The 25,150-nt window shown below is 69.3% G+C and carries 25 protein-coding genes; 9 read left to right on the forward strand and 16 right to left on the reverse strand.

The genetic code is table 11. From position 1 onward, the window contains the following. The first annotated feature begins 98 nt into the window (after positions 1-98). The 7 genes from rpmJ to truA all read left to right on the forward strand — a co-directional run bounded on the left by rpmJ (position 99) and on the right by truA (position 4,508). On the forward strand, positions 99-212 hold the full coding sequence (rpmJ, locus tag K0O62_RS06495) for a 50S ribosomal protein L36 (RefSeq protein WP_003879483.1): 114 nt from the start codon (positions 99-101) through the stop codon (positions 210-212). A gap of 164 nt (positions 213-376) precedes the next feature. Next, positions 377-751 (forward strand): 30S ribosomal protein S13, encoded by a 375-nt coding sequence (gene rpsM, locus K0O62_RS06500; RefSeq protein ID WP_073856378.1) that lies wholly within the window; start codon positions 377-379, stop codon positions 749-751. Positions 752-757: 6 nt separating this feature from the next. Further along, a complete protein-coding gene (gene rpsK, locus K0O62_RS06505) occupies positions 758-1,174 on the forward strand; it encodes a 30S ribosomal protein S11 (RefSeq protein ID WP_019512358.1) in 417 nt (138 codons plus the stop codon). A 32-nt stretch (positions 1,175-1,206) separates the two neighbouring features. Beyond that, positions 1,207-1,812, forward strand: a complete 606-nt coding sequence (gene rpsD / locus K0O62_RS06510) for a 30S ribosomal protein S4 (RefSeq protein WP_073856379.1) — start codon at positions 1,207-1,209, stop codon at positions 1,810-1,812. A 73-nt stretch (positions 1,813-1,885) separates the two neighbouring features. Continuing rightward, positions 1,886-2,938 (forward strand): DNA-directed RNA polymerase subunit alpha, encoded by a 1,053-nt coding sequence (locus tag K0O62_RS06515; RefSeq protein ID WP_073856380.1) that lies wholly within the window; start codon positions 1,886-1,888, stop codon positions 2,936-2,938. 75 nt (positions 2,939-3,013) lie between these two features. Continuing rightward, positions 3,014-3,571 carry a 50S ribosomal protein L17 gene (gene rplQ / locus K0O62_RS06520; protein WP_073856381.1) on the forward strand — a complete coding sequence of 186 codons (558 nt, stop codon included), beginning with the start codon at positions 3,014-3,016 and terminating at the stop codon, positions 3,569-3,571. Positions 3,572-3,578: 7 nt separating this feature from the next. Further along, the gene (gene truA / locus K0O62_RS06525; protein WP_073856382.1) at positions 3,579-4,508 is read left to right on the forward strand and encodes a tRNA pseudouridine(38-40) synthase TruA; all 930 of its coding nucleotides are present in this window, start codon (positions 3,579-3,581) and stop codon (positions 4,506-4,508) included. Positions 4,509-4,521: 13 nt separating this feature from the next. Here truA and K0O62_RS06530 read toward each other — a convergent pair whose 3' ends face one another. From K0O62_RS06530 to K0O62_RS06550, 5 genes are all read right to left on the reverse strand, one after another. Continuing rightward, a complete protein-coding gene (locus K0O62_RS06530; protein WP_079244200.1) occupies positions 4,522-5,211 on the reverse strand; it encodes a cutinase family protein in 690 nt (229 codons plus the stop codon). Positions 5,212-5,273: 62 nt separating this feature from the next. Then, on the reverse strand, positions 5,274-5,981 hold the full coding sequence (locus K0O62_RS06535; RefSeq protein WP_073856383.1) for a cutinase family protein: 708 nt from the start codon (positions 5,979-5,981) through the stop codon (positions 5,274-5,276). Positions 5,982-6,002: 21 nt separating this feature from the next. Next, complete coding sequence (locus K0O62_RS06540; protein WP_079244199.1) at positions 6,003-6,635, reverse strand: cutinase family protein; 633 nt, start codon at positions 6,633-6,635, stop codon at positions 6,003-6,005. Positions 6,636-6,715: 80 nt separating this feature from the next. Then, positions 6,716-7,393 carry a cutinase family protein gene (locus K0O62_RS06545; RefSeq protein ID WP_073856549.1) on the reverse strand — a complete coding sequence of 226 codons (678 nt, stop codon included), beginning with the start codon at positions 7,391-7,393 and terminating at the stop codon, positions 6,716-6,718. A 15-nt stretch (positions 7,394-7,408) separates the two neighbouring features. Next, positions 7,409-8,407, reverse strand: a complete 999-nt coding sequence (locus tag K0O62_RS06550; RefSeq protein ID WP_073856384.1) for an EamA family transporter — start codon at positions 8,405-8,407, stop codon at positions 7,409-7,411. A gap of 73 nt (positions 8,408-8,480) precedes the next feature. Here K0O62_RS06550 and K0O62_RS06555 point away from each other — a divergent pair, with 73 nt between their 5' ends. Beyond that, positions 8,481-9,053 (forward strand): CGNR zinc finger domain-containing protein, encoded by a 573-nt coding sequence (locus tag K0O62_RS06555; protein ID WP_073856385.1) that lies wholly within the window; start codon positions 8,481-8,483, stop codon positions 9,051-9,053. Here K0O62_RS06555 and K0O62_RS28610 read toward each other — a convergent pair. The 9 genes from K0O62_RS28610 to K0O62_RS06595 form a co-directional block, all read right to left on the reverse strand. After that, positions 9,026-9,829, reverse strand: a complete 804-nt coding sequence (locus K0O62_RS28610) for a hypothetical protein (RefSeq protein WP_073856386.1) — start codon at positions 9,827-9,829, stop codon at positions 9,026-9,028. The genes K0O62_RS06555 and K0O62_RS28610 overlap by 28 nt on opposite strands. Further along, the gene (locus tag K0O62_RS06560; protein ID WP_234800085.1) at positions 9,826-12,063 is read right to left on the reverse strand and encodes an FAD-dependent oxidoreductase; all 2,238 of its coding nucleotides are present in this window, start codon (positions 12,061-12,063) and stop codon (positions 9,826-9,828) included. Before K0O62_RS06560 ends, K0O62_RS28610 begins: the two co-directional genes overlap by 4 nt. Further along, a complete protein-coding gene (locus tag K0O62_RS06565) occupies positions 12,060-12,464 on the reverse strand; it encodes an SCP-2 sterol transfer family protein (protein WP_073856388.1) in 405 nt (134 codons plus the stop codon). The genes K0O62_RS06560 and K0O62_RS06565 overlap by 4 nt, the downstream gene beginning before the upstream one ends. Next, positions 12,457-13,479: a hypothetical protein gene (locus K0O62_RS06570; RefSeq protein WP_073856389.1), complete on the reverse strand. Its 1,023-nt coding sequence runs from the start codon at positions 13,477-13,479 to the stop codon at positions 12,457-12,459. Before K0O62_RS06570 ends, K0O62_RS06565 begins: the two co-directional genes overlap by 8 nt. After that, positions 13,476-13,712: a hypothetical protein gene (locus K0O62_RS06575; RefSeq protein WP_073856390.1), complete on the reverse strand. Its 237-nt coding sequence runs from the start codon at positions 13,710-13,712 to the stop codon at positions 13,476-13,478. Before K0O62_RS06575 ends, K0O62_RS06570 begins: the two co-directional genes overlap by 4 nt. Then, entirely contained in the window at positions 13,709-14,164 is a 456-nt protein-coding gene (locus K0O62_RS06580; RefSeq protein WP_073856391.1) for a hypothetical protein, read from the reverse strand. The genes K0O62_RS06575 and K0O62_RS06580 overlap by 4 nt, the downstream gene beginning before the upstream one ends. Next, positions 14,161-15,324, reverse strand: coding sequence for a polyprenyl synthetase family protein (locus K0O62_RS06585; RefSeq protein ID WP_073856392.1), 1,164 nt, complete (start codon positions 15,322-15,324; stop codon positions 14,161-14,163). Before K0O62_RS06585 ends, K0O62_RS06580 begins: the two co-directional genes overlap by 4 nt. 18 nt (positions 15,325-15,342) lie before the next feature. Continuing rightward, the gene (locus tag K0O62_RS06590) at positions 15,343-16,146 is read right to left on the reverse strand and encodes a hypothetical protein (RefSeq protein WP_073856393.1); all 804 of its coding nucleotides are present in this window, start codon (positions 16,144-16,146) and stop codon (positions 15,343-15,345) included. An 87-nt stretch (positions 16,147-16,233) separates the two neighbouring features. Further along, positions 16,234-20,547 carry an AAA family ATPase gene (locus K0O62_RS06595; RefSeq protein ID WP_073856550.1) on the reverse strand — a complete coding sequence of 1,438 codons (4,314 nt, stop codon included), beginning with the start codon at positions 20,545-20,547 and terminating at the stop codon, positions 16,234-16,236. Positions 20,548-21,090: 543 nt separating this feature from the next. On the opposite strand from K0O62_RS06595, the gene eccB reads away from it, so the two are divergent. Continuing rightward, entirely contained in the window at positions 21,091-22,461 is a 1,371-nt protein-coding gene (eccB, locus tag K0O62_RS06600; RefSeq protein ID WP_308214476.1) for a type VII secretion protein EccB, read from the forward strand. Here eccB and mycP read toward each other — a convergent pair. Together mycP and eccD are read right to left on the reverse strand one after the other, a co-directional pair. Further along, positions 22,390-23,769, reverse strand: coding sequence for a type VII secretion-associated serine protease mycosin (gene mycP / locus K0O62_RS06605; RefSeq protein WP_073856395.1), 1,380 nt, complete (start codon positions 23,767-23,769; stop codon positions 22,390-22,392). The two genes, eccB and mycP, sit on opposite strands and share 72 nt — an antisense overlap. Continuing rightward, complete coding sequence (gene eccD / locus K0O62_RS06610) at positions 23,766-25,082, reverse strand: type VII secretion integral membrane protein EccD (protein ID WP_073856396.1); 1,317 nt, start codon at positions 25,080-25,082, stop codon at positions 23,766-23,768. Before eccD ends, mycP begins: the two co-directional genes overlap by 4 nt. Between the last annotated feature and the right edge of the window lie 68 nt (positions 25,083-25,150).

Below are 25,150 nucleotides of genomic sequence, written 5' to 3' on the forward strand. Positions count from 1 at the left end.
ATAACCACGACCTGTGGCGAGCACGCTTGTGCGAGTCACGAATCGACCTGTGACGAGCCCTGGGCGAGTCACAATTCAACACAGAAGGATCGCAAGCCGTGAAGGTGAACCCGAGCGTCAAGCCGATCTGCGACAAGTGCAGGGTGATCCGCCGGCATGGGCGGGTCATGGTGATCTGCTCTGATCCCCGCCACAAGCAGCGGCAGGGCTAGGCCTCTTCTTTTCGAGGCTCAACCAGCACCACCCACAACTGAATGCAGACCTCCCAGTTCCACTGAACGGATTGGCCGTTCAACCACGTCCGGCACGGAGGCCGGACCCCGTGAGGGGAACGGACTGGGAACAGACCTCCGCATAGAAAAGGAATCACTGCCTGATGGCACGTCTCATGGGCGTCGATCTCCCGCGTGACAAGCGCATGGAGATCGCGCTGACCTACATTTACGGCGTCGGCCGTACCCGCTCCCAGGAAATCCTGGACGGCACCGGCATCAGCCGGGACCTGCGTACCAAGGACCTGACCGATGATCAGGTCGCACAGCTGCGCGACTACATCGAAGGCAACCTCAAGGTCGAGGGTGACCTCCGCCGCGAGGTCCAGGCCGATATCCGCCGCAAGATCGAAATCGGCTGCTACCAGGGCCTGCGCCACCGTCGTGGCCTGCCCGTGCGTGGACAGCGCACCAAGACCAACGCGCGTACCCGCAAGGGCCCGAAGCGCACCATCGCCGGCAAGAAGAAGGCCAGGTAACCCCGGATGGCACAGGCAAAGAAGGGCGGCACCGCCGCCAAGAAGGGTCAGAAGACCCGCCGCAGGGAAAAGAAGAACGTCCCGCACGGCGCTGCTCACATCAAGAGCACCTTCAACAACACGATCGTCTCGATCACCGATCCCCAGGGCAACGTCATCGCCTGGGCCTCGTCGGGTCACGTCGGCTTCAAGGGTTCGCGCAAGTCGACCCCGTTCGCCGCGCAGCTCGCCGCCGAGAACGCTGCCCGCAAGGCGCAGGAGCACGGTGTCAAGAAGGTCGACGTCTTCGTGAAGGGCCCGGGTTCGGGCCGCGAGACCGCGATCCGCTCGCTGCAGGCCGCCGGCCTCGAGGTCGGCGCGATCTCCGACGTCACTCCGCAGCCGCACAACGGCTGCCGCCCGCCCAAGCGGCGCAGGGTCTAGGTCGGCTCGGGAAAAGGATTAGGTAACAGAAAATGGCTCGTTATACCGGACCCGCGACCCGCAAGTCGCGTCGCCTCGGCGTCGACCTCATCGGCGGCGATCAGTCCTTCGAGAAGCGCCCCTACCCGCCCGGCCAGCACGGCCGCGCGCGGATCAAGGAGAGCGAATACCGCACCCAGCTGCAGGAGAAGCAGAAGGCTCGCTTCACCTACGGCGTCATGGAGAAGCAGTTCCGCAAGTACTACGAAGAGGCCAACCGCCTCTCCGGTAAGACCGGCGAGAACCTGCTGCGCATCCTGGAAAGCCGTCTGGACAACGTCGTCTACCGTGCCGGCCTGGCCCGCACCCGGCGGATGGCGCGCCAGCTGGTCAGCCACGGCCACTTCACCGTCAACGGTGTGAAGGTCGACATTCCGAGCTACCGGGTGTCGCAGTACGACATCATCGATATCAAGGAAAAGTCGATCAACACGTTCCCGTTCGAGGCCGCACGTCAGGCCGCGGGCGAGCGCCCGATCCCGGGCTGGCTGCAGGTCGTCGGCGAGCGTCAGCGCATCCTGGTGCACCAGCTCCCGGAGCGCGCCCAGATCCAGGTGCCGCTCACCGAGCAGCTGATCGTCGAGTTCTACTCGAAGTAAGGTCTTCAACCGCCCTGGTCGAAGACACCCAGACGGCATCAAATAGCGGGTGCCGAGAAGGAGATAGAAAACCATGCTGATTTCTCAGCGACCCACACTGTCCGAAGATGTGTTGGCCGACAACCGGTCCCGGTTCACCATCGAACCGCTGGAGCCCGGTTTCGGTTACACCCTCGGTAACTCGCTGCGGCGCACGCTGCTGTCGTCCATCCCGGGCGCAGCGGTCACCAGCATCCGCATCGACGGTGTGCTGCACGAGTTCACCACCGTCCCCGGGGTGAAGGAAGACGTCACCGACATCATCCTGAACCTCAAGGGTCTGGTCGTGTCCTCGGAAGAGGACGAGCCGGTCACCATGTACCTGCGCAAGCAGGGCCCGGGTGCGGTCACCGCCGGTGACATCGTGCCGCCGGCCGGCGTGACGGTGCACAACCCGGATCTGCACATCGCGGCTCTCAACGACAAGGGCAAGCTCGAGGTCGAGCTGGTCGTCGAGCGGGGCCGTGGCTACGTGCCCGCCGTGCAGAACAAGGCCTCCGGCGCGGAGATCGGCCGGATCCCGGTCGACTCCATCTACTCGCCGGTCCTCAAGGTCACCTACAAGGTGGAGGCCACCCGCGTCGAGCAGCGCACCGACTTCGACAAGTTGATCCTCGATGTCGAGACCAAGAATTCGATCACCCCGCGTGACGCCCTGGCCTCGGCCGGTAAGACGCTGGTTGAACTGTTCGGTCTGGCACGCGAGCTCAACGTCGAGGCCGAAGGCATCGAGATCGGGCCGTCGCCGGCCGAGGCGGATCACATCGCCTCGTTCGCGCTGCCCATCGACGATCTGGACCTGACCGTCCGGTCGTACAACTGCCTCAAGCGCGAGGGTGTGCACACCGTCGGCGAGCTGGTGTCGCGTACCGAGTCCGATCTGCTCGACATCCGCAACTTCGGGCAGAAGTCCATCGACGAGGTCAAGATCAAGCTGCATCAGCTCGGTCTGTCGCTGAAGGACAGCCCGGCCAGCTTCGATCCGTCCGAGGTGGCCGGATACGACGTGGCCACCGGCACCTGGACCGGTGACACCGGGTACGACTCGGACACCGACCAGGACTTCGCCGAAACCGAACAGCTCTAAGCCCACCAGGGTCTGAAGAGAATCGTCCCGGTCCTACCTGATACGGGGACCGGCCCCACTTAGGAGATAGTCGCAATGCCCAAGCCCACCAAGGGTCCTCGCCTCGGCGGGTCGTCCTCGCACCAGAAGGCGCTGCTGGCCAACCTGGCCACCGCGCTGTTCGAGCACGGCCGCATCAAGACCACTGAGCCGAAGGCCCGGGCGTTGCGTCCGTACGCCGAGAAGCTGATCACCCACGCCAAGAAGGGCCAGCTGCACAACCGGCGCGAGGTCATGAAGAAGATCCGCGACAAGGACGTGGTGCACGCCCTGTTCGCCGAGATCGGACCCTTCTTCGCCGACCGCGAGGGCGGCTACACCCGGATCATCAAGGTGGAGGCACGTAAGGGCGACAACGCCCCGATGGCCGTCATCGAGCTGGTCCGGGAGAAGACCGTGACCTCCGAGGCCAATCGTGCGCGCCGTGCGGACGCCGCGCAGAAGGTTGCGGCCGCGGCCGCACCGCAGGCCGCTGTCGAGCCCGAGGCTGCCGAAGGCCCGACGGCCGACGAGGCTGCCGAGGAGACCACCGAGGCTGTCGCCGAGGAGGCCACCGAGGCTCCTGCCGAGGAAGCCAAGTCTGACGACAAGTAGTCATCCGATGAACATGCCCGTCACCGATTCCGGTGGCGGGCATGTTCAGTTTCCCGTCGCTCCGCTCGCCCCGGCTGGATCTCCCGTCGCTCCGCTCGCCCCGGTTCGTCTACGCCTCGACGTGGCCTACGACGGGACCGACTTCGCCGGCTGGGCCACCCAGGACGGGCAGCGCACCGTGGCCGGTGTGCTGGAGGAATCGCTGTCCACGGTGTTCCGCACACCGGTCGTGCTGCGGGCCGCCGGACGCACCGATGCCGGGGTGCACGCCACCGGTCAGGTCGTGCACGTCGACATTCCGGGCGACGCGCTGGTGCACGCCTTCCCGCGTACCCCGCGCCCGCCGGACGAACACGAGTTCCTGCCGCTGGTGCGCCGGCTGGCACGGTTCGTCCCCGAGGACGTCCGGGTGCTCGGGATCCGCCGGGCGCCCGCCGGGTTCGACGCCCGGTTCTCGGCACTGCGCCGGCACTACGAATACCGGCTCAGCACAGCGCCGTACGGAGCCACCCCCCAGCAGGCCCGGTTCGTCACGCCGTGGACGCGTCCGCTGGACGTGGACGCGATGGCGGCCGCCTCGCAGCGGCTGATCGGCCTGCACGACTTCGCCGCCTTCTGCAAACACCGCGAGGGCGCCACCACCATCCGCGAGATGCAGCGGCTGGACTGGGTCCACGAGGGTGACCTGATCACCGCTCACGTCAGTGCCGACGCCTTCTGCTGGAACATGGTGCGCTCGTTGGTCGGTGCGCTGTTGGCGGTCGGGGAGGGCCGCCGGGACGCGGACTGGTGCGCGGCCCTGCTGGACGCGTCGAAGCGCTCCAGCGATTTCGCGGCGGCCCCGGCGCGCGGTCTGACGCTGGTCGGCGTGGACTATCCGGCGGACGAGGATCTCGCGGCGCGCACCGTGATCACGCGCGACCTGCGCACGCTCTGAGCCGCGGGTTGCCTCAGAGTCGTGGCGCCACGAAGTCGGCGGCCTGATTCACCATGCCGGCGCTGATGTAGGCGGGGGCCAGGTGATCGGCCCAGTAGTCCTCCCAGTTCTCCGGATCGGTGGGGTTACAGATCGGGTCGTCACCGTGGCACAGCTCGATCGTGCGTTCCTGGTAGAGCGGATTGAAGTTCGAGATCGGTCCCACCCACGCAATTCCGTTGCCGAACAAGGCCACTGCGGCGACCTTCTGGTCGGATCCGGGAGGCAGCGGGCGATCGAAACCGAACGCGGGGAACGGAACGGCCAGCACAACGTCGGTGACGGCCGCGCCGAGCGAGTAGCCGCCCAGTACGAGCCGGGTGCCGGGGCAGTTGTCCATCATGTACTGCACGCGGCCGCTCATGTCGTTGGCGCCGATGTCGATCTGGGTGTCGGCGGGGTAGCGCACCGCGTACAGCGCGACGTTCTTGCCCGACTTGGAGCGCAGTGCGCTGACGAGCGCATTACCGATCTGGCCGGCGCCGGGGGACTCGTGCCGGCCCCGCGCGAAGATCAACTCGGCGTCGGGACACGACACCGCTCCCGCGGCGGGCAGCAGAGCGGGCGTGGTCAATGTGTTCGTGGTCAGGGCGGCCAGCACGATCAGCACCGCTGATGCCAGCACGGTGAACCGGCGGGCCCCACCCCTCGGCTTCAAGATCACCGCACCGATTGTAGCCGCCGGAATTGACGTCTGGGTTGCGTAGTTCACCCGGGACCCCGTCGCTACCGGACCCGGGCGGCGGCGAACTCGGCGCCCCGGTCGATGAATCCGCCGTTGATGTAGCCGTCTTGCAGGTGGTTCTGCCAGTCGCTGGCCAATTCGGCGATGCTCGCCGGCCGCGAATTGGAACACACCGGGTCCGTCCCGTTGCAGAGATCGATGGTGCGGTCCCGGTATGCGGGCCCGATCCCGTCGACCCCCATCCGGTTCGAGAAGTTGCCCACCAGGACGACGGCGGCCACGTGTGCGTCCATCCCGGGCGGTAACGGCCGACCGAAGCCGAACCCCTTCTGGGTGGCTGAGAGCGCCATCACCGCGGCCGCGGCGCCCAGCGAGTAGCCGCCGACGATCAGCCGGGTGTTCGGGCAGGCACCGGCCATGTACTGGATACGGTTGCTGATGTCGTTGGCGCCGCGCGCGAACTCGTTGTTGGCCGCGTAGTTCACGGCGTAGACGCCGACGGGCTGGGGCAGTCGCGCGTTCAGCGAGCCCACCAGTGCGTCCCCGATCCGCCCGATGCCCGGTTGTTCGTTACGTCCCCGCGCGAAGATCAACTCGACCGGTGCGCACGGTTCCGCGGAGGCGGCGGCCAGTTGGCCGGCCGGGGGCGTGGCGACCGAGGCGATCAAGCCGCCCAACGCCACCGCCGCGGCGGTGAGGACGGTGCCGATCCTGGTCGTGTGGCGCTTTGCTGACGCTCGGGTGAACACCGAACCGAGTGTACGGCGCGATCAGAGGAGGCCGGCGACGAATCCGGCCGCCTGCTCCACCGCGCCACCGTCGTAGGCGCGGTGGGCGGCGACGTCCTCGCCGCTGGTGCACACCGGGTCTCCGGGGTTACACAGGTCGATGGCGCGGCCACCCCAGACCGGGCTGGCGGTGAGCGGAAGCCCTACCTTGGCCGATGGGTTGCCGAACACCGCGAGGGCGGCGACATGCTCGGGCGTATTCGGCGGCAGCGGGGCATTGAAGCCGATGGCCGGCACCGGAACCGCGGCGATGACATCCATCACCGCAGCACCCTGGGAGTATCCGCCGAGCACCAGCCGGGTGCCGGGGCAGTTGTTCATCACCCACTGGACCCGGGCGCTGGCGTCGTTGGCGCCGTTCGCGGCGGCCAGGAAGTCGTAGCTGGCCGGATAGTTCACCGCGTAACTGCTCACCGACCGCCCGCCCACCTTGTTGCGCAGCGACTCGACGAACGCGTTGCCGACGCGACCGAGACCGGGGGCCTCGTTCGTTCCGCGGGCGAACACCACTTCGATGTCCGGGCAGTCGGCGGCCTGGGCCGGCGCCGCCGGGGAGAGGGCGACACCGCTGACGGCGGTGACGACGGCTGCGCCCAGCAGTGCGCAACGAGACATGACGTGACGACGGTTCACCTGGGTGCTCACGCCTCACCTTAACGCGGAGGTGGGCTAATGACTTCCCGTGACGGTGTGGGTCAGACCCGTCCGGCGATGAAGCCGGCGGCCTGCGGGATGTACATCGAGTTTTCGTATTTGGTGTGTGCGAACGGGTTGCGCCCGCGCGAACAGATCGGATCGCCGTCGGCGCACAGGTCGATACCCCGACCACTGAACGGCGGGCCGGCGGCGGTCAGCGGGTGGCCGAACTTGGCGCCGGCATTGCCGAACACCGCCATCGCCGCGACGTTGCCGGCGAGGTTGCCGGGCAGGGGCGGTGCCGAGCCGATGTCGCCGATCCGGTCGCCGACCGGCGGGAGCCCGGCCAGCATGCTGACGATCGCCGCGCCCTGGGAGTATCCGCCGAGGACCACCCGGGTGTTGGGGCAGTTGTCGGCCAGGTAGGCGATGCGGCCGGTGGCATCGAAGGCGCCGTCGGCGGCCCGGAGGAAGTCGTAGGTGGCCGGGTAGTTGATCCCGTAGGTGCTCAGGGTGCGGCCCCCGAGCTGCTGGCGCAGCGACTGCTCCAGCGCGAAGCCGACCCGTCCGATGCCGGGGGGCTCGCTGGTGCCGCGGGCGAAGATCAGTTCGACGTCCGAGCACGGTTCGGCGGCGGCCACCGGCGCCGGGCCGGCCAGGACGGCGAGGACGGCGACCATTGCGGATCCCAGTGCGGCCGACCGGGCCGCCATCGTGCGCAGCTTCACGATCAACATCTTCACATCTCGCGGTCAGGTGCGGGTAATCGGTTGTTCTGCCGGCGGGACGTCGGGCCAGTTGGCCTGAGCCACCTGGTCGCTGCGATCACCTTGGCGGGCCAGTGCCAGCCCGAGCAGCACCACCACTCCGCCGGCGGTCTGGGTGACGGTGATCGCCTCTCCCACCAGCGCCCACGCGGTGAGCACGGCGAACAGCACCTCGGACAGCCCGACCAGGGAGGCGAACCGGGGGCGCAGTCGAGCCACACCCATGATGCCCAGGGTGTAGGCGAGTGCTGTCGGGATGAGGCCGAGGGCGATGACGGGAACGAACCAGGGCAGCGTGAAGCCGGCGACCACGGTGTCCTGCGCGCTGAACCGCAGTGGGAGTGCGCCGGACGCGCCGAGTGCGGCGACCGCGATGGTGCCCACGACCAGTCCGCCGGCGGCCAGCGTGATGGGGCTCAGGCCGCTGCCGTCGGAACTGGCCTTCTCCGACATCATGAAGTAGCAGGCGGCGCAGATCGCGGCCGCCAGGCCCCACAGCACGCCGACCGAGTTGACGTGGGCGCCGGCGAACACGTCGAGCACCAGCATGATGCCGACGATGGCGAGCGCGACGCCGCCCAAGGTCAGATTGCCGGGCCGGCGCCGGGTCGTCGCCCACAGCCAGCCCACCACCAGAACCGGTGCGGTGTATTCGAGGAGCAGCGCCACGCCCACGGACAGATGGGAGACGGCATTGTAGTAGCACAGCTGCGCGCCGGCGATCGGGATGAGGCCGTAGGCGATGACGGTGCGACGGTGCTGCAGCGCTTCGCGGACCCAGCCCGGCCGGGCGAGGCCGGCGAAGACCGCCATGGCCACCGCGCCGCCGGCGAGCCGCGCGGTGACGGCGGCGGTCGGGGTCCAGCCGGCCTCCATGAGCGCCTTCGCCAACGGGCCGGACAGGCCGAAGGCGAACGCGGACGTGATGGCGAACAGCAGCCCGAGCTGGAACCGGTTCGTGGACCGCGCGTCGGTCACCGTCATCGAGCACCTCGGGATGTAATGAGTAAAGTGAATGTTGCTCATGACGTTATCGGCGACGGGAGTCATGCGTCAAATGATTTTTACTTATGACACGGAGCTCACATTGCGGGCGGCGTGCATGCTGGTCAACAGCAACCGCGGGGCGTCCGGCGGGGTCGACGGGGCCGCCGACACCGTCGGTGATGTGGCGGGTCTGGATGCCTATCTGGCCGAGTTCGGATGGACCGGCCGCCGCGACCGGGACGCCGCCGAACTCGCCGACGTGCACCGGCTGCGGGAACGAATCGGTCGGATCTGGGCGGTGGCCGAGGATGAGGAACGCACCGTCGGGCAGGTGAACGCGTTGCTGTCCGACACCAAGGCCTCGCCCTGGCTGACCCGGCACGCCGAGATGCCGGAGTGGCATCTGCACCTGGCTTCGATCCACGATCCGCTGGCCCAGCGGATGGGCGCCGAGATGGCCATGGCGCTGGCCGATCTCATCCGCGGCGGGGAGCTACGCCGGCTCAAGACCTGTGCGGCCCCGGATTGTGACGCCGTGCTCTTCGATGTGTCCCGTAACCGGTCGAAGATCTTCTGCGACACCGGCAACTGCGGGAATCGTCAGCACGTGGCAGCCTATCGGGCGAGGTCGCGAGACGGCTGAATCAGCTCCAGGCGCGGGTGCAGCGACAGGTCCTGTCGCAGCGGGGCGACGTGCTGCAGCTTGTCCGGAGGCTTCACCCCGGACGCCGATCCGTCGCCCTCGTCACCGGCCGGCCCGGTGTGTTGGGTCTGCCCCTCGTCGGAGGGCGGTTGGTATTCGGTCTTCGACGTCCCCGCCGTGGGCGCGGGCGGCTCGGATGTGGGGCTGGAGCCGGCCTCCCACCATTGTGTGGTCGGGGGCGATGTGGGCTGTGCCGCAGACGAATACAATGATTTCGGCGTCGACTGGACGTAATCTTCGGCAGCTGGTACGCCGGTCTCGGGCGGGTAGGCAGACCCCACCCGCGGCGCCGGTGGCCCGGAACCGGTCGGTGGTCGCACCGGCTCGCTGCGGCTGGCGTCGTCGAGGTACGGGGCGAGCACCACGTGCTCGGCCGGCGGGTCTGCCTCGGCCGGCGTCGGCGCCACCGGTCTGGTGCGCACCGAGTTCTCCAGATACTGGCGCCAGGCCTGCAGGGTGTTCAGCAGCTGCTGGATGTAGTCGGCCGATGGCGCCGCCGGAGCCGTGCCCGGATGGGGAGGCGGGGCCGCAGCGGGCGGCAGCGGCGGCAACGCGGGAGGAAGCAGCGGGTTGGGTGGCAGTTGGGGCAGGCCCGGGAACGCCAGGCCGGGAACGGTCAGGCCGGGGGCCGCCGCCGCACCGGCCAGCTGCTCCAGGTACTGCCGCCAGGCCTGCAGATAGGCCGGCAGGTTCGGGTCGAACTGCGGTGTTGTCATCTTCGTGCCTCCGGAAAGGGTGACGGGAATCCATTGCGGGCGACGGGTGGCGGGGCGGGAATGTCCAGGGGGTGCGGCATCGACTGCGCGGCATAGCGGGAGTCGAGGTTGCGCAGCGGACGGGTGTCGGCGGGTTCGCGGTTCTCCAGGTCGAAGATGTAGCAGTAGTCTCCGGCCGGTGTGGGCATCCGGATCGGGCTCGACAGATTCTGATCGAGGAAGCCGTACGGGAACCGCCAGTCCAGGGTGGTGTGATCGCGGCGGTCGGCGCCGCCGGTACCGATCCAGATGTAGTGATCCAGGATGGCGTTCACGGCGTGGCGGCCCGATTCGCAGGCGGCCTCCATCGATGTCATGCGGGTGAACGTCTTCGTCCAGGTGCCCGCGAAGACCACCGAATTGTGGTGCACCTGGTAACCGCCGTGCCGGGCCTGCCAGACATGACGGCGCCACAGATCATCCAGCCATAGGTCTTCGGGCGGCCGCGTCGCCCAGGACGAGCCGTGCGGATTCCACGGATCTCCGCCGGGCCGGTTCGGCCAGTCGCCGAGTATCGGTATGAGATAAGGGGTTTCGTTGCGAACGATGCGTCGGCCGTCTGGGGCCATGCGCAGCCCGCTGTCCAGGGTGTACCAGGCGGGCCACGGCAGGATCGACTTCGAGTCTGTCCCGTTGACCGCGGTGAGTGCACCGGAGATCTGGCGCCACACCTCGGCGGCGATCTCGTCGGCGGTGCAGTCCCGGGCCGCCTTCGGCCGCCCCGATTCATCGCGAAGGTGCGTCGAGGGCGTGTTGAAATCGCCGATGTCCACCGACAGGACCGACACGTAGCCGTCGCGGGCCAGGTTCGGGCGGTGCTCCCACATCCCGTGCTGGTTGATCGACGACAGCGCCCACTCGGTCCCGGAGTAGTACATGTGCCCGCGCAGCAGCTGGAACTCGGTGTCGAAGAAGAACTGTATGCCGGACAGGGTCTGGAACCGGTCCCACGGCACCCGCCCCATGTGGTCCATGGCGTAGGGATCCCGGCGCGTGGGCGGTCTGGTCGCGCCCGGCTGCAGCGGACCGTCCGGCGGCGGCGCGGAGGTGGTGAACCCGTCGAGTCCGGCGACCGTGCCTCCGGTCCCGGCAGCGCGCAGGGCCGCGGTGACGCGCTCGGCGCCCGGAGCATCGAGCGCCACCACGACATAGTCCGGGGTCACTCGAGTGCCGTCGGCCATCTTCACCCGCACCCGAGGTCGCAGGTGCGGAGGCTGTCGCAGGTCGACCACCGGCGGATCGATGCACTCGACCACCGCCTGGACGAAGTGGACGCCGATCTGGTCCAGGTGGCGGTACCAATGGTCGAACCACGAGTCGGTGGTGGGGCCGTTGAGGACGCCGTCGGCCTTGTTGTCGCGGCGGTCCATCTGCAGTTGCAGCTGTAGATAGGTCGTCAGGTTGGTGCGCGCGTCACCCCATTGCACGTCGAATGCGGCCAGCACCTTGGGCATCTCCCGCAGGTAGCTGTCGAACTCGGCCGTGTAGTAGAACCGGCGGGTGCCGTCGGGTTGCCTGCCGACGAAGAAGTCGTAGGCCGACTGATTCTGCAGTTCGGCGGCCCGGCGCACCGGGCTGGTCACCAGATACTGGAGCAGCCGGCTGACGAAGTTGTACACGTCGGTCGGGGCGAACCCCAGGCTGGTGAGCTGTCTTCCGATGCTGACCACTTCGGCCGAGTTCCGGGGTTTCTCGCGGGGGAAGACCAGCGAGGGTTTGCCGTTGACGGTGGTGCCCTGGGTGACCACCCGGCGGACGTTGTCCAGCACGGTGCGCGACGTCGGCGTCCAACGCTGCGAGCCGTCGGGGGAGAGGGACCGGTGGTAGATGGGGATGCGATTGAACAGGTCCCAGGTGTGCAGATAGTAGGCCGGGAAGAAGCGGAATCCGTGCTCGCCGGCGATGGCCCCGCCGGGCACCGGGTAGGTGCCCGGCCGGCCGGGGAAGGGGCGCAGTTCGGCGCAATGCCCGTGACCGGGAGCGGCTTTCGCGTACTGGGAGGCGGCCAGGCCGCCGAGTTTCACCGGCGGGTGTCCGCCGCCGTCGCGTTCGTCGGCGCGTGCCTCGTAGACGGTGACGTCGAAGCCACGTTCGGCGAGTGCCTGGGCGGCGGTCAGCCCGGCGATACCGGCGCCCAGGACGGCCACGGTGGGACGGCGCGGGCACGAGGCGGGGCTGGTGATCGAGTGGCTCATGGCGTGTCCGCCCGGAGGGCATCCAGCAGCCCCGGCTGCGACGGTGCCCGGACCGCCGCGTGGACATAGGCCCGCAGGGTGTCGTGCGCACGCAGCACGTCATCGAGCGCGCCGCGCACATTGAGTGCGCCGGTCTCGATCGCGTCATCGAGAGTGATCGCGGCGTCGAGGATGGCCAGGATGGCGGGCCGCGACGTGACGACCCGGATGCCCGTCGGGTCATCGGCGTCATCGGTGACCTCGAGTCGTCGGCCGCCCCGCAGCGTGCAGCGTTCGTCGTCGACCTCCAGGCCGACCACCAGTGCGCCGAGGGCGTCCAGGACGTGCCGGTAGCTGGCGGGAAGCTCATCGGCGAGGTGGCCGATCGATCTGCGCAGCAGAGACGAAACCGATTCAGCCATGGAGGAACTCGAATACGCCGGTGCCGCGGAAGTCCATCCGTCGGCCGTTGATCGAACCGGTCACGACGGCGGCGCCGGTGGATTCGCACAGCACGGTTACCCCGTCCAGCGACAGCTCGCTGGGCTGGGCGAGTCGCGCGTAGGACTGTGGCAGGAACTCGACCCGTGCGGCGTCACCGGCCCGGTGCGCGGTCACCGTGACGCACTCCGGTACGCCCGGAACCTCACCGTCGAGCAGCAGGCGCATCGGTGCCGGCAGGGTGCAGTCCGCCCGACGGTGCAGCACACCGGATGTCCGGACCGCCACGGCCGCGTGCCGGAAGATCGCCGCGGGTTCGTTGTGGTGCCACACATAGAGGGCCTGGGAGAAGTAGCGCAGCCGTCGGCGGTCGGTCATCCGCAGGAACACCAGCGACCACGGCTGGTCGGGATCGCTCGGCAGGACGGTCGCCCACTCCCAGCCGAAGTCGTCACCCCACCGGAACCGGCCCCAGTTGTGGTCGTGATAGGCGATGTCGTCGGTGAACCGGTGCTCGCGGCCGCCGATGCGCAGCCACCCGGTGGCGTGCAGGCGCGGGACGAACAGCCAGCTCATCCGCCCGGAACCGACCGGCTGGTTGGTGACGACGAAGGGCTTGCTGGCCGGGACGAAGGACAGTTCCCCGGCGATGCCGCGAGCCGGGAGATCGATGACGACGCGGTACCCATCGGGCCGGATCAGCATCCGGTTCCCGCCGATCGTCAACTCGCCCAGGCTGGGTGCGATGGCGAGCGCGTCCGCGGCGAATCGTTCGACGGCGCCGCCCCATCGGTCGTCATGGGCGATGACGATCACCCGCGGCGCGAGGCGGTACCGACCGTCGGGCGCGCTCTCGGTGTTCAGGCTGAAGTTGACGAGCAGCCGACAGCCCCCGGCGTGGATGACGAAGTGATGCCATTCCTTGAAGGCCTCGGCGTTCGCCATGCCGATGGTGGGGGTGCGCAGGAAGTCGGCCGCTGCGAGGGTGGCCGTCATGGTGACGACCTCGCCGCAGGTGTGTCCGAGGTGCGTTCGGCCAGGGCTTCGATGGCCGATCCCAGGCTCGCGATCCCGAGCAGCAGGTGCACGAAGTCATCGGCGGTGCCGGAGGTGTGCGGGTCGGGGCCGGCCACCGTGCGCACCAGTCGGCCGAGGCCGGCCAGGCCGGTGAGATAGTCGATGAAGCTGCAGTCATCGGCCAGTGCGGCAACGGGATCGGTGAGGGTCATGCGAATCCCTCTGGGCGCAGCCGGGACAGTACGGAGTCGTCGAGGCCGTGTCCGACGACCGCGTCGGCCAGTAGCTCGGCCCAGGCGCTGGGGGTGGCCTTGGGTTCGCAGGGCCCGTCGAGGACGTTGAGGCTCAGCGTCTCCCAGATGCGCCGAAGGTTCTCGACGGCTTCGGAGGCGGCCAGCCGGTCGCGCAGCTGGGCGCCTTCGGGTGTCCGGGCGTATCGCGCGCCCTCGGCCACGAGCATGTCGTGCACGCTGCGGGCGGCGGCCGGGTTTCCCAGGACGGCGCGCCGCGCGCCCATCAGCAGGTCGAAGGCCGCGCGTTCGGATCCGGCGTGTTCGGGCGGTGTCGGCAGCAGGGCGGGCGCGTTGCGTTCGACGAGGTCGAGGGCGGCCTCTCGGATCCGTTCCAACTCGGCCAGCATGCCGATCAGCTGTTCGGGGGTCATCGGGTGCGCTCGTGGACGAAGTCGGTCAGGTGGGTGAGCATGTCCCGGTGCCGGCTCGCCGGCAACCAGTCCATCCCGGAGAGCACCGCTTCGGCGGCCTGCGCGTGTTTGGCCGCCACCGCGCGAGCATGGTCGAGCGATCCCATGCGCTGCATCAGGTCGAACAGCCAGCGGATGTCATCGAGGGTCTTCGGGTCGCAATGTTGTTGAGTGCGTAGGAAGTCGGCGATGGCACCGCGACCGGTCCGGGACAGCTCGCCCTGGCCGGCCAACCGGTCCAACAGATCGGTGAGGTTCAACTCGCCGTCCATGCTGGGGCGACGCTTCCCCAGAATTCCCACGGCGCGGTCGCGGTCCTCCGGGCGGGCATTGCGCAGCGTGTGCAGCAGCATCAGCGTGCGTTTGCCCTCCCAGAGGTCGCCGCCGATCTCCTTGCCGTAATCCTCCGGATCGGCCCGCAGGTTCAGCAGGTCGTCGGTGATCTGGAACGCGGCTCCGACGTGCCGGCCGAGCTCTTCCAGCGGCGCGAGACGGTCGATGCCGGCGCCGGCGGCGATCGCGCCGGCCTGCAGCGGGGTGATGAAGGAGTACCAACTGGTCTTGAGTTCCACCATCCTCAGGTAGTCCGCATCGGTGAGTTCCCATGTGTTGCAGCGCACCCACTCCAGTTCGATGGCTTGGCCGTCCACCGTCTGGCGGGTCATGTGCGCGACCGCGCGCAGGATGCGCAGTGCCGGGCCGAGGCCGACGCGTCCGACGTTGTCGAGCAGCGGCTGCAGGGTCAGGGACAACATCGCGTCGCCGACGTTGACGGCGATCGGGATGCCGTGGTCGATGTGCATCGTGGGTTTTCCTCGGCGCCACCAGGATTCATCCTCGATGTCATCGTGGATCAGGAAGGCGTTGTGGTAGAGCTCCAGAGTGGCCGCGGTCGGCAGGACGGCGTCGAGGTGCCCGCCGAGCCCCAGACAGATCGCGATGGCCAGCGCGGGGCGCAGCGCTTTCCCGCCCCGCTGCGGGTAGTCGAGGATCAGATCGTAGAGGCCGCCGGTGCCGTGCTGGCCGGAGCCGTAGAGCTTTTCGATCTCGGCGTCACATGCCTCTTTGCAGTCGGCGAGGTAGTCCTCCAGCGGGTCGGATACCGTGATCGGTGAATGCATGTGGGCGGTGCCGAGACATCATGCGCCGGTGATGACGACCAGGCCGCCCGGCGTCTTCGGCCGTACCGCACAGCGGATTCGAACGTTGAGCGTGATCAGATTGGCGCCAGTCTCCCCGACGATCTCGAAGCTCGGGGGGATGCTGACGGCAAGGTCGACGGGTTCCTCGCCGGCAGATGCCTGTGACGCCGCGCCCGGGGCGATGCGCTGACGGCGTCCGAGCATGATCGCGTGCTCGGTGCGTCCGGCGGCAGCGGAAACATTCGGCAGCAGCAGCACGTTATCGAACACTTTTGTGATGTGGTGGAAATCCGAGATATTGCCGGCGTCCAGTAGTGGATTCTTCACCGGGTTGTACCCGCCGTACAGTTGATAGAGGGCTTGCATCGCCTTGACGTCGCCGAATAGCGTGGCCGGCGCCCGGAACCCGGCGGTCTCCAGTGCGATCCGCGCCGCGATGAACGCATTCACGATGTCCGGTCCTGGCAGTCCTGGGTTTGGCACATCTTCGACCGCAGCAGCCTTCTGACGCAGTATTGGGAACACATATTCATCGACCTTCACCGCGAGCTTCGCGACCGCGGCGTTGACCTTGTCGAGCAGGGCATCGGGTGTCGGCGCCATCAATTCGGCGACGGACGGAGTGAGAGGCTCGAATGGACTCTCGACTTTCACCACGCCACTGTTGTTGTCCGAAACGTTGGTCTGCCCGGGATCCCCTGTGTCCCAATGCGGTATGGCCTGCCAGGCCACACAGGTCTGCTCGAAGGTCGTCCGGATCGTGTGGTTGACGAGGGCAACCCGCTCGGCGCTCAGATACATACCGTGACCCCCTAGGTCCAGTGTGTGTTGTGAATCATCGCAGATCACAACGTCGCGCGTACGGAAACTCGGTGTCCGCCGATCGAACTATTTCTGGTGCAGCACCACCTCTCTGCCCGGGGGCAGCTCACCCCGTTCGGCCGCCTCGCAATGCGCCAGGTGCAGCGTGGCGACCGGATCGCCGGGCAGCAGGTCCCGGCAGCGCTCGAAGGCCCGCCGTGCCTGCTCCACATCGCCGGTGTCGAACAGCGCGAAGGCTTCATCGAAGGCCGGCTGTGCGGCGCGCTTGGCTTCGCGCAGCGGGGCCGGGTCTTCGTCGTACACCTCGTAGACGGTCACCGGCCGGCGCCTGTTGACCACCATCACCCGTTCCATCCGGCGGATGTGGAACAGGTCCGGCCGGGCCAGTCGCGCGTAGGTCGCATCGGAGATGAGCATCGCCGAGTCGTAACGCTTGGTGGTGCCCTCGATACGTGCGGCCAGGTTCACCGCGTCACCGATGACGCTGAGCACCATGCGGTTCACCCCGCCGACGAGCCCCAGACCGACAACACCGGTATTGATACCGATGCCCACCCGGAACTCGTGGGACCCGTGCGCCTGCCGTTCCCGGTTGTGCTCCTGCAGCGAGCGCAGCATGCCGAGTCCGGCCCGCAGGGCGTTGTCGGGCTCCGATTCGAACACGGCCAGGATCTCGTCCCCGCGCAGATCCTGGATCACCCCGTTGCAGGCAATGATCGGCAGCTCCACGGCCCGGAAGAAGCCGGTGGCGAGATTGTTCGCCTCCGCGATGTCCATGTCCTCGAGCAGCGTGGTGTACCCGCGGATATCGGAGATGAGGACCGTCATCTCGCGTTCCACCCGACGGCCGCTTCGGACCCGGCGGATGTCGTCCAACTCCAGGATGCGCAGCAACTCGTTGGGCACGAACCGGGACTGCATGTCGAGCAGCGACTGTCGTTGCTCATCGGCGGCCCGCAGCCGCGCCTCCAGCTGGAAATTCCACAGCGGGGCGGCGCACTGGGCGCACACGAATGACACCGCCTCCTCGTGCCCGGCGGTGAACGTGTGCTCCGGATCGTCCTGCTCGGCATAGATCACACCGATCACGTTCTGCTGTAAGGAAATCGGCACCGCGAGGATCGACGGAATCTCCTGAACCGGATCGCCCGGGACCCGGACCGGAGCGCCGGTGGCGAGTACCTGGGAGATGATCTCCTCGTCGTAGGACACCGGAGTCCACGGTCCGTCGACCGCGGCGGTGACGCCGTGTTCGTGCACGGCGCGCACGCCGAGCCGGTCCGCCTCCCCGGTGAGCGCGATGATCCGGCTCGCCCCGGTCATGGCGGCGACGGTGCCCAGGGCCAGCCTGCCCAGGCCGTCGGGGGTCCGCGCCGCCGACAGGGTCCGTACCAGCTGGTGCGCGCTGACCGGGTCGATGCCGGTCCCTTCGTCCTGCACCAGATCCCGGCTGAGCAGCCAGGGATGGGCGTGGGCGAGTCGATCGGTGCGGACCGTCATGCCGATGCCCAGGAAACCCTGATACGCGGCCCGGAGCATGTGCTGGTGCAGTCTGGTCCGGCCGGTCTCGGCGTACAGGATGGCCGCCTCTTCGTATGCGCTCGCGGCGATCAGTGGAAGCTGGTGCGTCTCAGCCAGTTCGATCGCCTGCTCGAGGAAGCGTTCGGCCTTGCGGTGCTCCTTGCGTGCCCGCGCCCATGCTCCCTCGATCAACGCGTACGGCGCAGCGTAGTTCGCCGGTGAGTCCGCTGCCCATTTGCGGTGCAGGGCAAGGGCGGTGCGGACCGCTCGCTTGGTGGACCGTTCATCGGGCGCGGCGTGGATCCTGCTCAGCGCGCACTTCATATGGATGAGCTGCATGACCGGGTTACCGTCCATACCGGCGATCTGCTCCATGGCCTCATCGACCACGGTGAGCGCCCCGGCATAGTCACCCGACCAGAAGTGCAGGCCGAGTTTCATGGTGGCCGCCACGCTGAGTGCCACGCCGTCGCTTTCCAGGCGGGCGGCGGGTACCACCTCCCGTTCGTCGTAGCCGCTTTCCCCGGCGAGCAGATAGGCGTCCTCGCTGCGGCCCATCAGATTGAGGCAGATCTGTTGGACGGCCTGACACAGCGTCGCCGGCGTCGGTTGGGAACGGATACCGGGGATCACCGCCTGGGCGAGCGCGTCGATCTCGGTGAGCGGTCGGCCCAACCAGAAGGACTGCGACAGCAGTGCCGCCGCCTGGTACCCGGCGAATTCCTGGTCACCCTGGTCGAGGGCGTGGCCGATCGCGTCGTGCAGCCGGTTCAGGTTCTCTCGGACCGGCTCCTTCCAGTGCCGGATGAAGTGCAGGTAGATGAACAACGTGTGCGGATGTGCTTCGCGGAACTCCTCGCGCTCGGCAAGCGCCAAGGCCACTTCACCGAAGCGTTGACTACCGGTGCGGTCCCCGGTGAACACCAGCACGATCGCGTAGTTGGCCAGCATGATCGGCGAGGCCGGGGTGTGCCCGTGGGCCAGGGTGAGGTCGAGCTGCTTGCGCACCAGGATCGGGGCGTAGTTCGGCTGGATGCTGTAGCAGACGTGAAAGAGCTCACCCAGGATGCGCTGAATCTCGATGACCCGGCGGTCCTCGCAGTAGGTCAGCTCGAGGAGCCGCTCGTTGCTCCACTGCCGCACGGTGAGCTTCATGTTCGCCACCGCGAGCACCATCCGCGGCTTGCCCGGGTCGCGCGGGAGCGGTTCGCCCAGTTGCTCCAGCGCCTGCAGCCCGGTCTCCAGGGCGTCCTGGGGTCGGTTCTGCGCGATCCGGCCCTTGATCCGGAGGAAGGCCAACCGGGCCCGATCGGCCGGGTCGTGCAACACTTCCTCACCCTCGTCGAGCAGGCTGTGCAGGGCGGGCACATCGCAGACCAGCAGGGCTGCCTCGGTCGCGTCGAGGTGCAGCTCCCGGCTCTGCTCGAACGACGTCGTCCAGCGCTGCTCGCCCAAGAGGTCCAGCGCGTTGCGGCAGTAGTCGAGGGCGAGCGGGAAGGACGCCTGGGCCCGGGCCTGGCGTGCCGCGCGGCGTAGGACGTCGACGAACCGGGCACGCTCTCCGGCCTCGAGGAGCCCGCGCCCGCCGATGCCGAGGTGCCGTGCGGCTTCGAAGAGCCGGTCCTCGCCGAGGGTCACCAGGCGGCGGCCGAGGCGGAGATGGGTGCGGCGCGCGTCCTCGTCGGACAGGCCGTGCCGCGCGGCTTCGGCCACCCGGTCGTGGCTGAACCGGTAGCGCGCCTGACGGCTGATGGCATTGGAGATCCGCTGACCGGAGCGGTCCAGCGCTTCCAGCAGGCGCAGTTCCTGGGCCGCCCACAGTGCCTGCGCCACCACGTCGGCGGGCTGGTTTGCTGCGGTGACGGCGTCGTCGAGGTCGAACTCGCTGCCGATGCAGGTCAACGACCGCAGGACGGCTCGATGCGCAGGGTCGAGTTGGTCGAGGTAGCGGCCCATCGACTCGGCGGCCGATGCGCTGACCTCCAGCGCGGCGAGCGCGCGCAGATCCCACTCGGGCGGTCTGCCCGGCCCCACCGGTGCCAGCGCACCCACCTGCTGCGCCCGATACAGCAGCTGACGGATCTGAAACGGGTTGCCCTCGGTCCGGTGGTGAAACTCGGTCGCCACGTCGGCCAACTCGACGGTGTGGCCGCTGACCGTGGCGAGGAGCTCCTCGATGTCCGGGCGGGAGAGCGGCTGCAGATGCATCTCCTGCAGGTTGGGGGAGGTGAAACCGGCTGTCTGCGCGTCGAATTCGCCGGCCCGGTGGGCGCCGAGGACCAGGACGTTGCGCGGGGACACCGTCAGCAGTTCCGACAGCAGTAACAGGGTGTCGCGGTCGGCCCACTGCAGATCGTCGACGGCGAGCACGACCGGCCGGAAGAGCGCGGTCTCGGAGAGCAGGCGGATCACCGCGCGATGCAGTCGGCGGCGGGAGTCGGCGGCGTTCAGTTCGGTGACGCGCGGAGACGGACCGAGGACGGTCGTCAGGTCGGGCACGAGTTGCACGAGCACGCCGGGCAGCGTCGCCATCCCGGTGTGCAGCCCGTCGCGCCACCGGTCCCGCTCGGCCGCCGGGGCTGCGTCCATGGTGTGCACGAGCGCGCCGAGCGCGTCCCGCAGCGCGGAGTAGGGTGCCGGCGCGCGGTCTCGGCACCGTCCGTAGCCGAAGACGCCGTTGCGGTCGGCGACTTCACGGCCGAATGTCTGGACCAGAGTCGACTTCCCGACGCCGGGTACGCCGCTGAGCAAGACGCATGCCCCGTCACGGCCCGCCGCGTCGACGGCCGCTCGCAACTCTGCGAGTTCGCGCTTGCGGTTGACCACCCGGCCGTCGAAGTCGTATAGCGAGGTCGTCATGTGCGGCGTCTCCGCCTGCATCGACCGGACGGCGACCGAAGGACGGGAACGGTCGGCCGCCTCGTCCGATCGTCCCGCACGGATACCGATATCGGGCCCATGACCTGACCGAATCTCCTCACGACCGCCGCAGCACGGGTGTACGTCTCAAGATCGAGATGTGCCGAAGCTTAACCCCGATCGGGTGACGACGGACATTCTGGGAAGCCTCCCGCTCCGATATCAAGATCGCGGTATGGACTCGCGGCTAATGGATTTCGGCTCTCGACGTCGCGGACCGCCTCACCAGGACGGCTGATCGGATAGACCTTTCCTCATGCAAATAAGTTGCTGCACATAGGATTGTCCATGCTCGGGAGGGCCGTCCGCTTCGCGGGAGCAGTCCCGAGGTCGGGCGGAGTCGAGAATTTTGGGGGGCTATACGAAGGTCGACAGGTTGCTGTGAACGGTCGCCGGCGAACTCGCGTTCGGTAGCAACTGGTGCGCTGCGGACCGCTGGGCGCCGGTTAGGGTCGACTCGGGGGATACATGGTTCGGCATTCGGTGACACGACTTGAGGCCAGCGGCTACCGCTTCATCCGGCGCAGAATGGAATACGCGCTGGCCTGCCGGGACACTCGCATGCTCGACGACCCGATCCGAAGTCAGGCCATCGCACTGACCGCGGGCGTGGTGCTGGCCGCGATCGTGCTGGCTGCCTGCGCCGTGCTGGCGTTGCTGCGGCCGCACGGAAGCCTGGGGACCGCCCCCGTCGTCATGGTCCGCGAGTCCGGGGCGCTGTACGTCCGGGTCGGCGACACCATGCACCCGGCGCCGAACCTGGCGTCCGCCCGGCTGATCACCGGGGCGCCGGGCCTGCCGCGTCTGGTGAGCGCCCAGATGATCGCCGGCGCCAAACAGGGTCCGGCGATGGGCATCCCGGGTGCACCGGAGACCATTGCGCCCGCGCTGGAGCCGGACCGGGCCACCTGGACGGTGTGCGACGAGGCCGCCGGCCGCACCGTCGTACTCATCGGTCCGCCCGCCGATCTGCCGGTCGCCGAACCCGTCCTGGTCACCGCGGCACAGGAGCGCGCCCCGGGTGTGTATCTGCTGCACGCCGGCAGACGCGCCGCGGTGGATCTACGCGACCACGCCGCGGTGCGCGCGTTACGCCTCGATGGTGTTGTCCCACGCACGGTTTCGGCGGCACTGCTCGATGTCCTTCCGGAGGCGCCGCCGATCGGGGCCCCACGGATTCCGGGCGCCGGCGGGCCGGGTCCCGTTGCGCTGCCCGACTTTCGGGTCGGCGAGGTCTTGCGGGTCCCGCGCGCGGAGGGCGCCGATCATTATGTAGTCCTGGCCGACGGCGTGCAGCGGGTGGGACGGGTCGCCGCCGACCTGATCCGGTTCGCCGGTACGCACGCCGACAAGTCGATCCCCGATGTGGCGGCGTCCCGGCTCGCGCCGGTGCCGGTGTTACAGACCTTGGCGGTGACCGATCTGAGCGAGACGGCTCCGGTGGGAACGACAGACGGGGTGCTGTGCGCACGCTGGCATGCACGCACAGGCACGCCGGCCCCCGACACCACCGTGCTGACCTCCGCCACGCTGCCGGCGCCGCGGTCGTTCGACCTGGCCCAGGCCGACGGCGACGGGCCGCGGATCGACGCTGTCGCCGTCCCGGCCGGGCGCAGCGCCTACGTCCGGGCTGCGGGAGTGGCCGGCGACGGTGTGACGACCGGGCCGCGGTATCTGGTGACCGGCGCCGGTGTGGCCTACGGCATCGGTGATGACCGCGACGCGGTGTCACTCGGACTGCCGCCCGCCCCGGGCGTCGCACCGTGGCCGCTGCTCGCGCTGCTACCGCGCGGCCCCGAACTCAGCGCCACCCGGGCCGCGGTCGTCCGGGACAGCCTCGGTGTGCCGTCGTGATCGGCGGCGGGGCAGCAGCAACGCGGATACCGCCAGCACCGCGCAGGCCGCCGCGCCGGTCAGCGCGAACCGGCCCGGACGGCCGTCGGCCACCCTCGCCGGCGACGGCGCCGGCGAGCGCTGCGCCCCTGCCGGCGCCGGCGCACCGATTCCCCGCACGGCCGCCAGCACATCGACCACACCGTGGCCCACCAGGGGGTTCCAGCCGGACGCCGGTCGACGGGCGGTGCTCTCGATCCGGTGCATCACCTGCCGCGCGGTCAAGGCCGGGGCGGCAGCGCGAATCAGCGCGGCGATCCCCGCCACGACCGGCGCGGCGTAGCTGGTGCCGGAGATGGGCGCCGGTTGCCCGGGGCCGGGCATGGTGTCGACCAGACCCTCGCCGGTCGCGGCCAGCGAGGTCACCGCCTCACCCGGCGCCGCCACATCCACCCACGGCCCGGCCAGACTGAACGCCGACGGCGCGCCATCGGCATCCACCGACCCGACCGTCAGGACGTAATCGTCGTACCAACTCGGGCTCGCGACCACCTCGACACCGTCCCAGTCGGGTTGAGCGGGCGCCGCCGGGTCGGGCGGCGGATTCTGGCTCGGGCAGGTGCCCCGGCCGCCCACGTTGCCCGCCGCGGCGACCACGACCGCGTTCCGGACGTCCACCGCATAGGCCAGGGCCGCGCCGAGTGCCCGGTCGTCGAGCGTATCGGCCACCCCGAGACAGGCGACCGACGATATGTTGATCACCGTCGCGCCCTGGTCGGCGGCGGCGCGCACCGCGGCGGCCAGCGATTCCACGTCACCGACCCCGCTGCCCCCGTACCCATCCGTGACGCGGAACTTCATGCTGGACTGGCGAATTCCGAGAATGGTGGCGTCGGGGGCGATCCCGCTGAACCCGTCGGACGGATCCGATGCCGCCCCGATGATCCCGGCAACGATGGTGCCGTGACCGTCGCAGTCCTCGGTGCCGTCCCCGTCGGCGACATAGTCCCCGCCGGGCACCAGGTGTGGCAGCAGCCGGTGCCGTGCCACCCCGGTGTCGATGACGGCGACGATCTGTCCGGCTCCGCGGGTGCGGACCCATGCGGCGCGCAGATCGGGTCGGTCATCACGCGGCCGCGTCTGCACAACCGGTGCCGCATCGCATGTTTCGGACTGTGCCGTCGGGTGCCGCGGCGCGGCCGGGCCCTGCGGGGGGAGCATCCGGTTGTCGACCGGCGGCGGGGTCACCGCCGCCGCCGGGGCCGCGGTGCCGACGGGCGCACCGACGAGTGCCACCGCGGCCAGCACCCGGACGAACCGGCCCGTCATCCGAGGCTCAACGATCGGACCACCTGATAGATCCCCGCCACCCAGCAGGCCAGCGGCACCACGGCGGCGATCAGCAGGTATTCGGCGATGTCCGCGGTGCGCGACCAGGACGGCGCACGGTGGGCCCGGCCGGCGTGCCACCACCCCGCCAGCGCCACGGCCGGCACCGCGGCCGGCCCGCCGTAGCGCGGCGCCGACACCGTTGCCAGCGCGACCGTGACGGTGGCACCCACCAGAGCGCACCAGCCCGCGGCGGCCCGGCAGGTGCGGTCGGCGTAGAAGCGCACCCGCAGCAACAGCAACGCCGAGATCACTGCGGCCAGTGCGGCACCCTGCGGCCACGACGGTGAGCCCGCGCTGTCCACCGCGACCATCCCGACCGCGAGAGTGGCGGCCACCGCGCTGCCGCCCACCAGCCCGGTGAACACCGCTCGGCAGCGAACGGCCGTCTCATCCGAGACCGGTCCGGTGTCATCGCTGCGCCCCGGCAACCTCGGCCGCGGCCCGGCAATGCCGATGGCGATACGCCCCGCAGCGCTCGACATCCCCAGGGCCAGCACGCCCAACACCGCGCCCTGCGCGCCGGGCCCGGCCGGCAGGAGCAGCGCCGGCGCACTCACCGCCGTGAGCAGCGCGAGAGCGGTCGCGGTGGCGGTGAAGAACCGCGTATCGGCGCCGCCGGCCCGCAGCAGCCACATCGACGCGGCGCACCCCGTCGCCGCTCCGAGCACGACGCCGGGCATCCCCGCGGGGCCGGGCACCGCGAGAAATCCGGCGACCCAAGTGAATCCGATGGCAGCGGCCTGAAGGGCCAGCCGCATCGCGGTGTCTGCGCGGCGTGCGATCAGCACGCAGCCGGCGGCGGCCGCCACGGCGAGGGCGGGCGCAACCGGCGTCGGGGCGGCGGCGCCGGAGTATCCGAGCGCGGCCACGGCCACCGCGCAGGCACCCGCCCAGGCCCCGGCCGGCACCGTCGGTGGCTCGGGGCGGGCATCGGCGGCGGCCACCGTGCGGAACACGTCGCGCGGCAGCGGCCCGGGTGGCGGGCCCGTCACCGCGGAGAGCACGATGACGTCCCCGTCGACGATCCCGATCTCCTGTAGTGACAGCGACTCGTCACACCGCCCGCCGCAGATGCGGTCCAACCGCCAACCCTGGGTCGCCGCATCCGGGGAAGGGTCACCGTCTCCGGTGACGAGACCGACGATGTCGGGCAACAGCACCCCGAGTGCCGCGTGCCGGGGCAACGCGACGTCGATGGCCCGTGCCGCATCGGCACACTGAATCGAGATCCGGCACAACGGATCGTCCACCCCCGGCACCCCCTGAAAAGCTCCCGGGATCACGGTAACCGCGCCACCGATCGCCCTTGCGCACCAAA

Origin of the sequence: Mycolicibacterium diernhoferi (assembly GCF_019456655.1) — a bacterium.
Taxonomy (GTDB): domain Bacteria; phylum Actinomycetota; class Actinomycetes; order Mycobacteriales; family Mycobacteriaceae; genus Mycobacterium; species Mycobacterium diernhoferi.

What these genes read in the sequence shown, in the direction of transcription:
- rpsM (WP_073856378.1), top strand. Translation starts at nt 377, where the DNA reads ATGGCACGTCTCATGGGCGTCGATCTCCCGCGTGACAAGCGCATGGAG.
- rpsK (WP_019512358.1), top strand. Translation starts at nt 758, where the DNA reads ATGGCACAGGCAAAGAAGGGCGGCACCGCCGCCAAGAAGGGTCAGAAG.
- rpsD (WP_073856379.1), top strand. Translation starts at nt 1,207, where the DNA reads ATGGCTCGTTATACCGGACCCGCGACCCGCAAGTCGCGTCGCCTCGGC.
- K0O62_RS06515 (WP_073856380.1), top strand. Translation starts at nt 1,886, where the DNA reads ATGCTGATTTCTCAGCGACCCACACTGTCCGAAGATGTGTTGGCCGAC.
- rplQ (WP_073856381.1), top strand. Translation starts at nt 3,014, where the DNA reads ATGCCCAAGCCCACCAAGGGTCCTCGCCTCGGCGGGTCGTCCTCGCAC.
- truA (WP_073856382.1), top strand. Translation starts at nt 3,579, where the DNA reads ATGAACATGCCCGTCACCGATTCCGGTGGCGGGCATGTTCAGTTTCCC.
- K0O62_RS06540 (WP_079244199.1), bottom strand. Translation starts at nt 6,635, where the DNA reads ATGTCTCGTTGCGCACTGCTGGGCGCAGCCGTCGTCACCGCCGTCAGC.
- K0O62_RS06545 (WP_073856549.1), bottom strand. Translation starts at nt 7,393, where the DNA reads ATGTTGATCGTGAAGCTGCGCACGATGGCGGCCCGGTCGGCCGCACTG.
- K0O62_RS06550 (WP_073856384.1), bottom strand. Translation starts at nt 8,407, where the DNA reads ATGACGGTGACCGACGCGCGGTCCACGAACCGGTTCCAGCTCGGGCTG.
- K0O62_RS06555 (WP_073856385.1), top strand. Translation starts at nt 8,481, where the DNA reads ATGATTTTTACTTATGACACGGAGCTCACATTGCGGGCGGCGTGCATG.
- K0O62_RS28610 (WP_073856386.1), bottom strand. Translation starts at nt 9,829, where the DNA reads ATGACAACACCGCAGTTCGACCCGAACCTGCCGGCCTATCTGCAGGCC.
- K0O62_RS06560 (WP_234800085.1), bottom strand. Translation starts at nt 12,063, where the DNA reads ATGAGCCACTCGATCACCAGCCCCGCCTCGTGCCCGCGCCGTCCCACC.
- K0O62_RS06565 (WP_073856388.1), bottom strand. Translation starts at nt 12,464, where the DNA reads ATGGCTGAATCGGTTTCGTCTCTGCTGCGCAGATCGATCGGCCACCTC.
- K0O62_RS06570 (WP_073856389.1), bottom strand. Translation starts at nt 13,479, where the DNA reads ATGACGGCCACCCTCGCAGCGGCCGACTTCCTGCGCACCCCCACCATC.
- K0O62_RS06575 (WP_073856390.1), bottom strand. Translation starts at nt 13,712, where the DNA reads ATGACCCTCACCGATCCCGTTGCCGCACTGGCCGATGACTGCAGCTTC.
- K0O62_RS06580 (WP_073856391.1), bottom strand. Translation starts at nt 14,164, where the DNA reads ATGACCCCCGAACAGCTGATCGGCATGCTGGCCGAGTTGGAACGGATC.
- K0O62_RS06585 (WP_073856392.1), bottom strand. Translation starts at nt 15,324, where the DNA reads ATGCATTCACCGATCACGGTATCCGACCCGCTGGAGGACTACCTCGCC.
- K0O62_RS06590 (WP_073856393.1), bottom strand. Translation starts at nt 16,146, where the DNA reads ATGTATCTGAGCGCCGAGCGGGTTGCCCTCGTCAACCACACGATCCGG.
- K0O62_RS06595 (WP_073856550.1), bottom strand. Translation starts at nt 20,547, where the DNA reads ATGACGACCTCGCTATACGACTTCGACGGCCGGGTGGTCAACCGCAAG.
- mycP (WP_073856395.1), bottom strand. Translation starts at nt 23,769, where the DNA reads ATGACGGGCCGGTTCGTCCGGGTGCTGGCCGCGGTGGCACTCGTCGGT.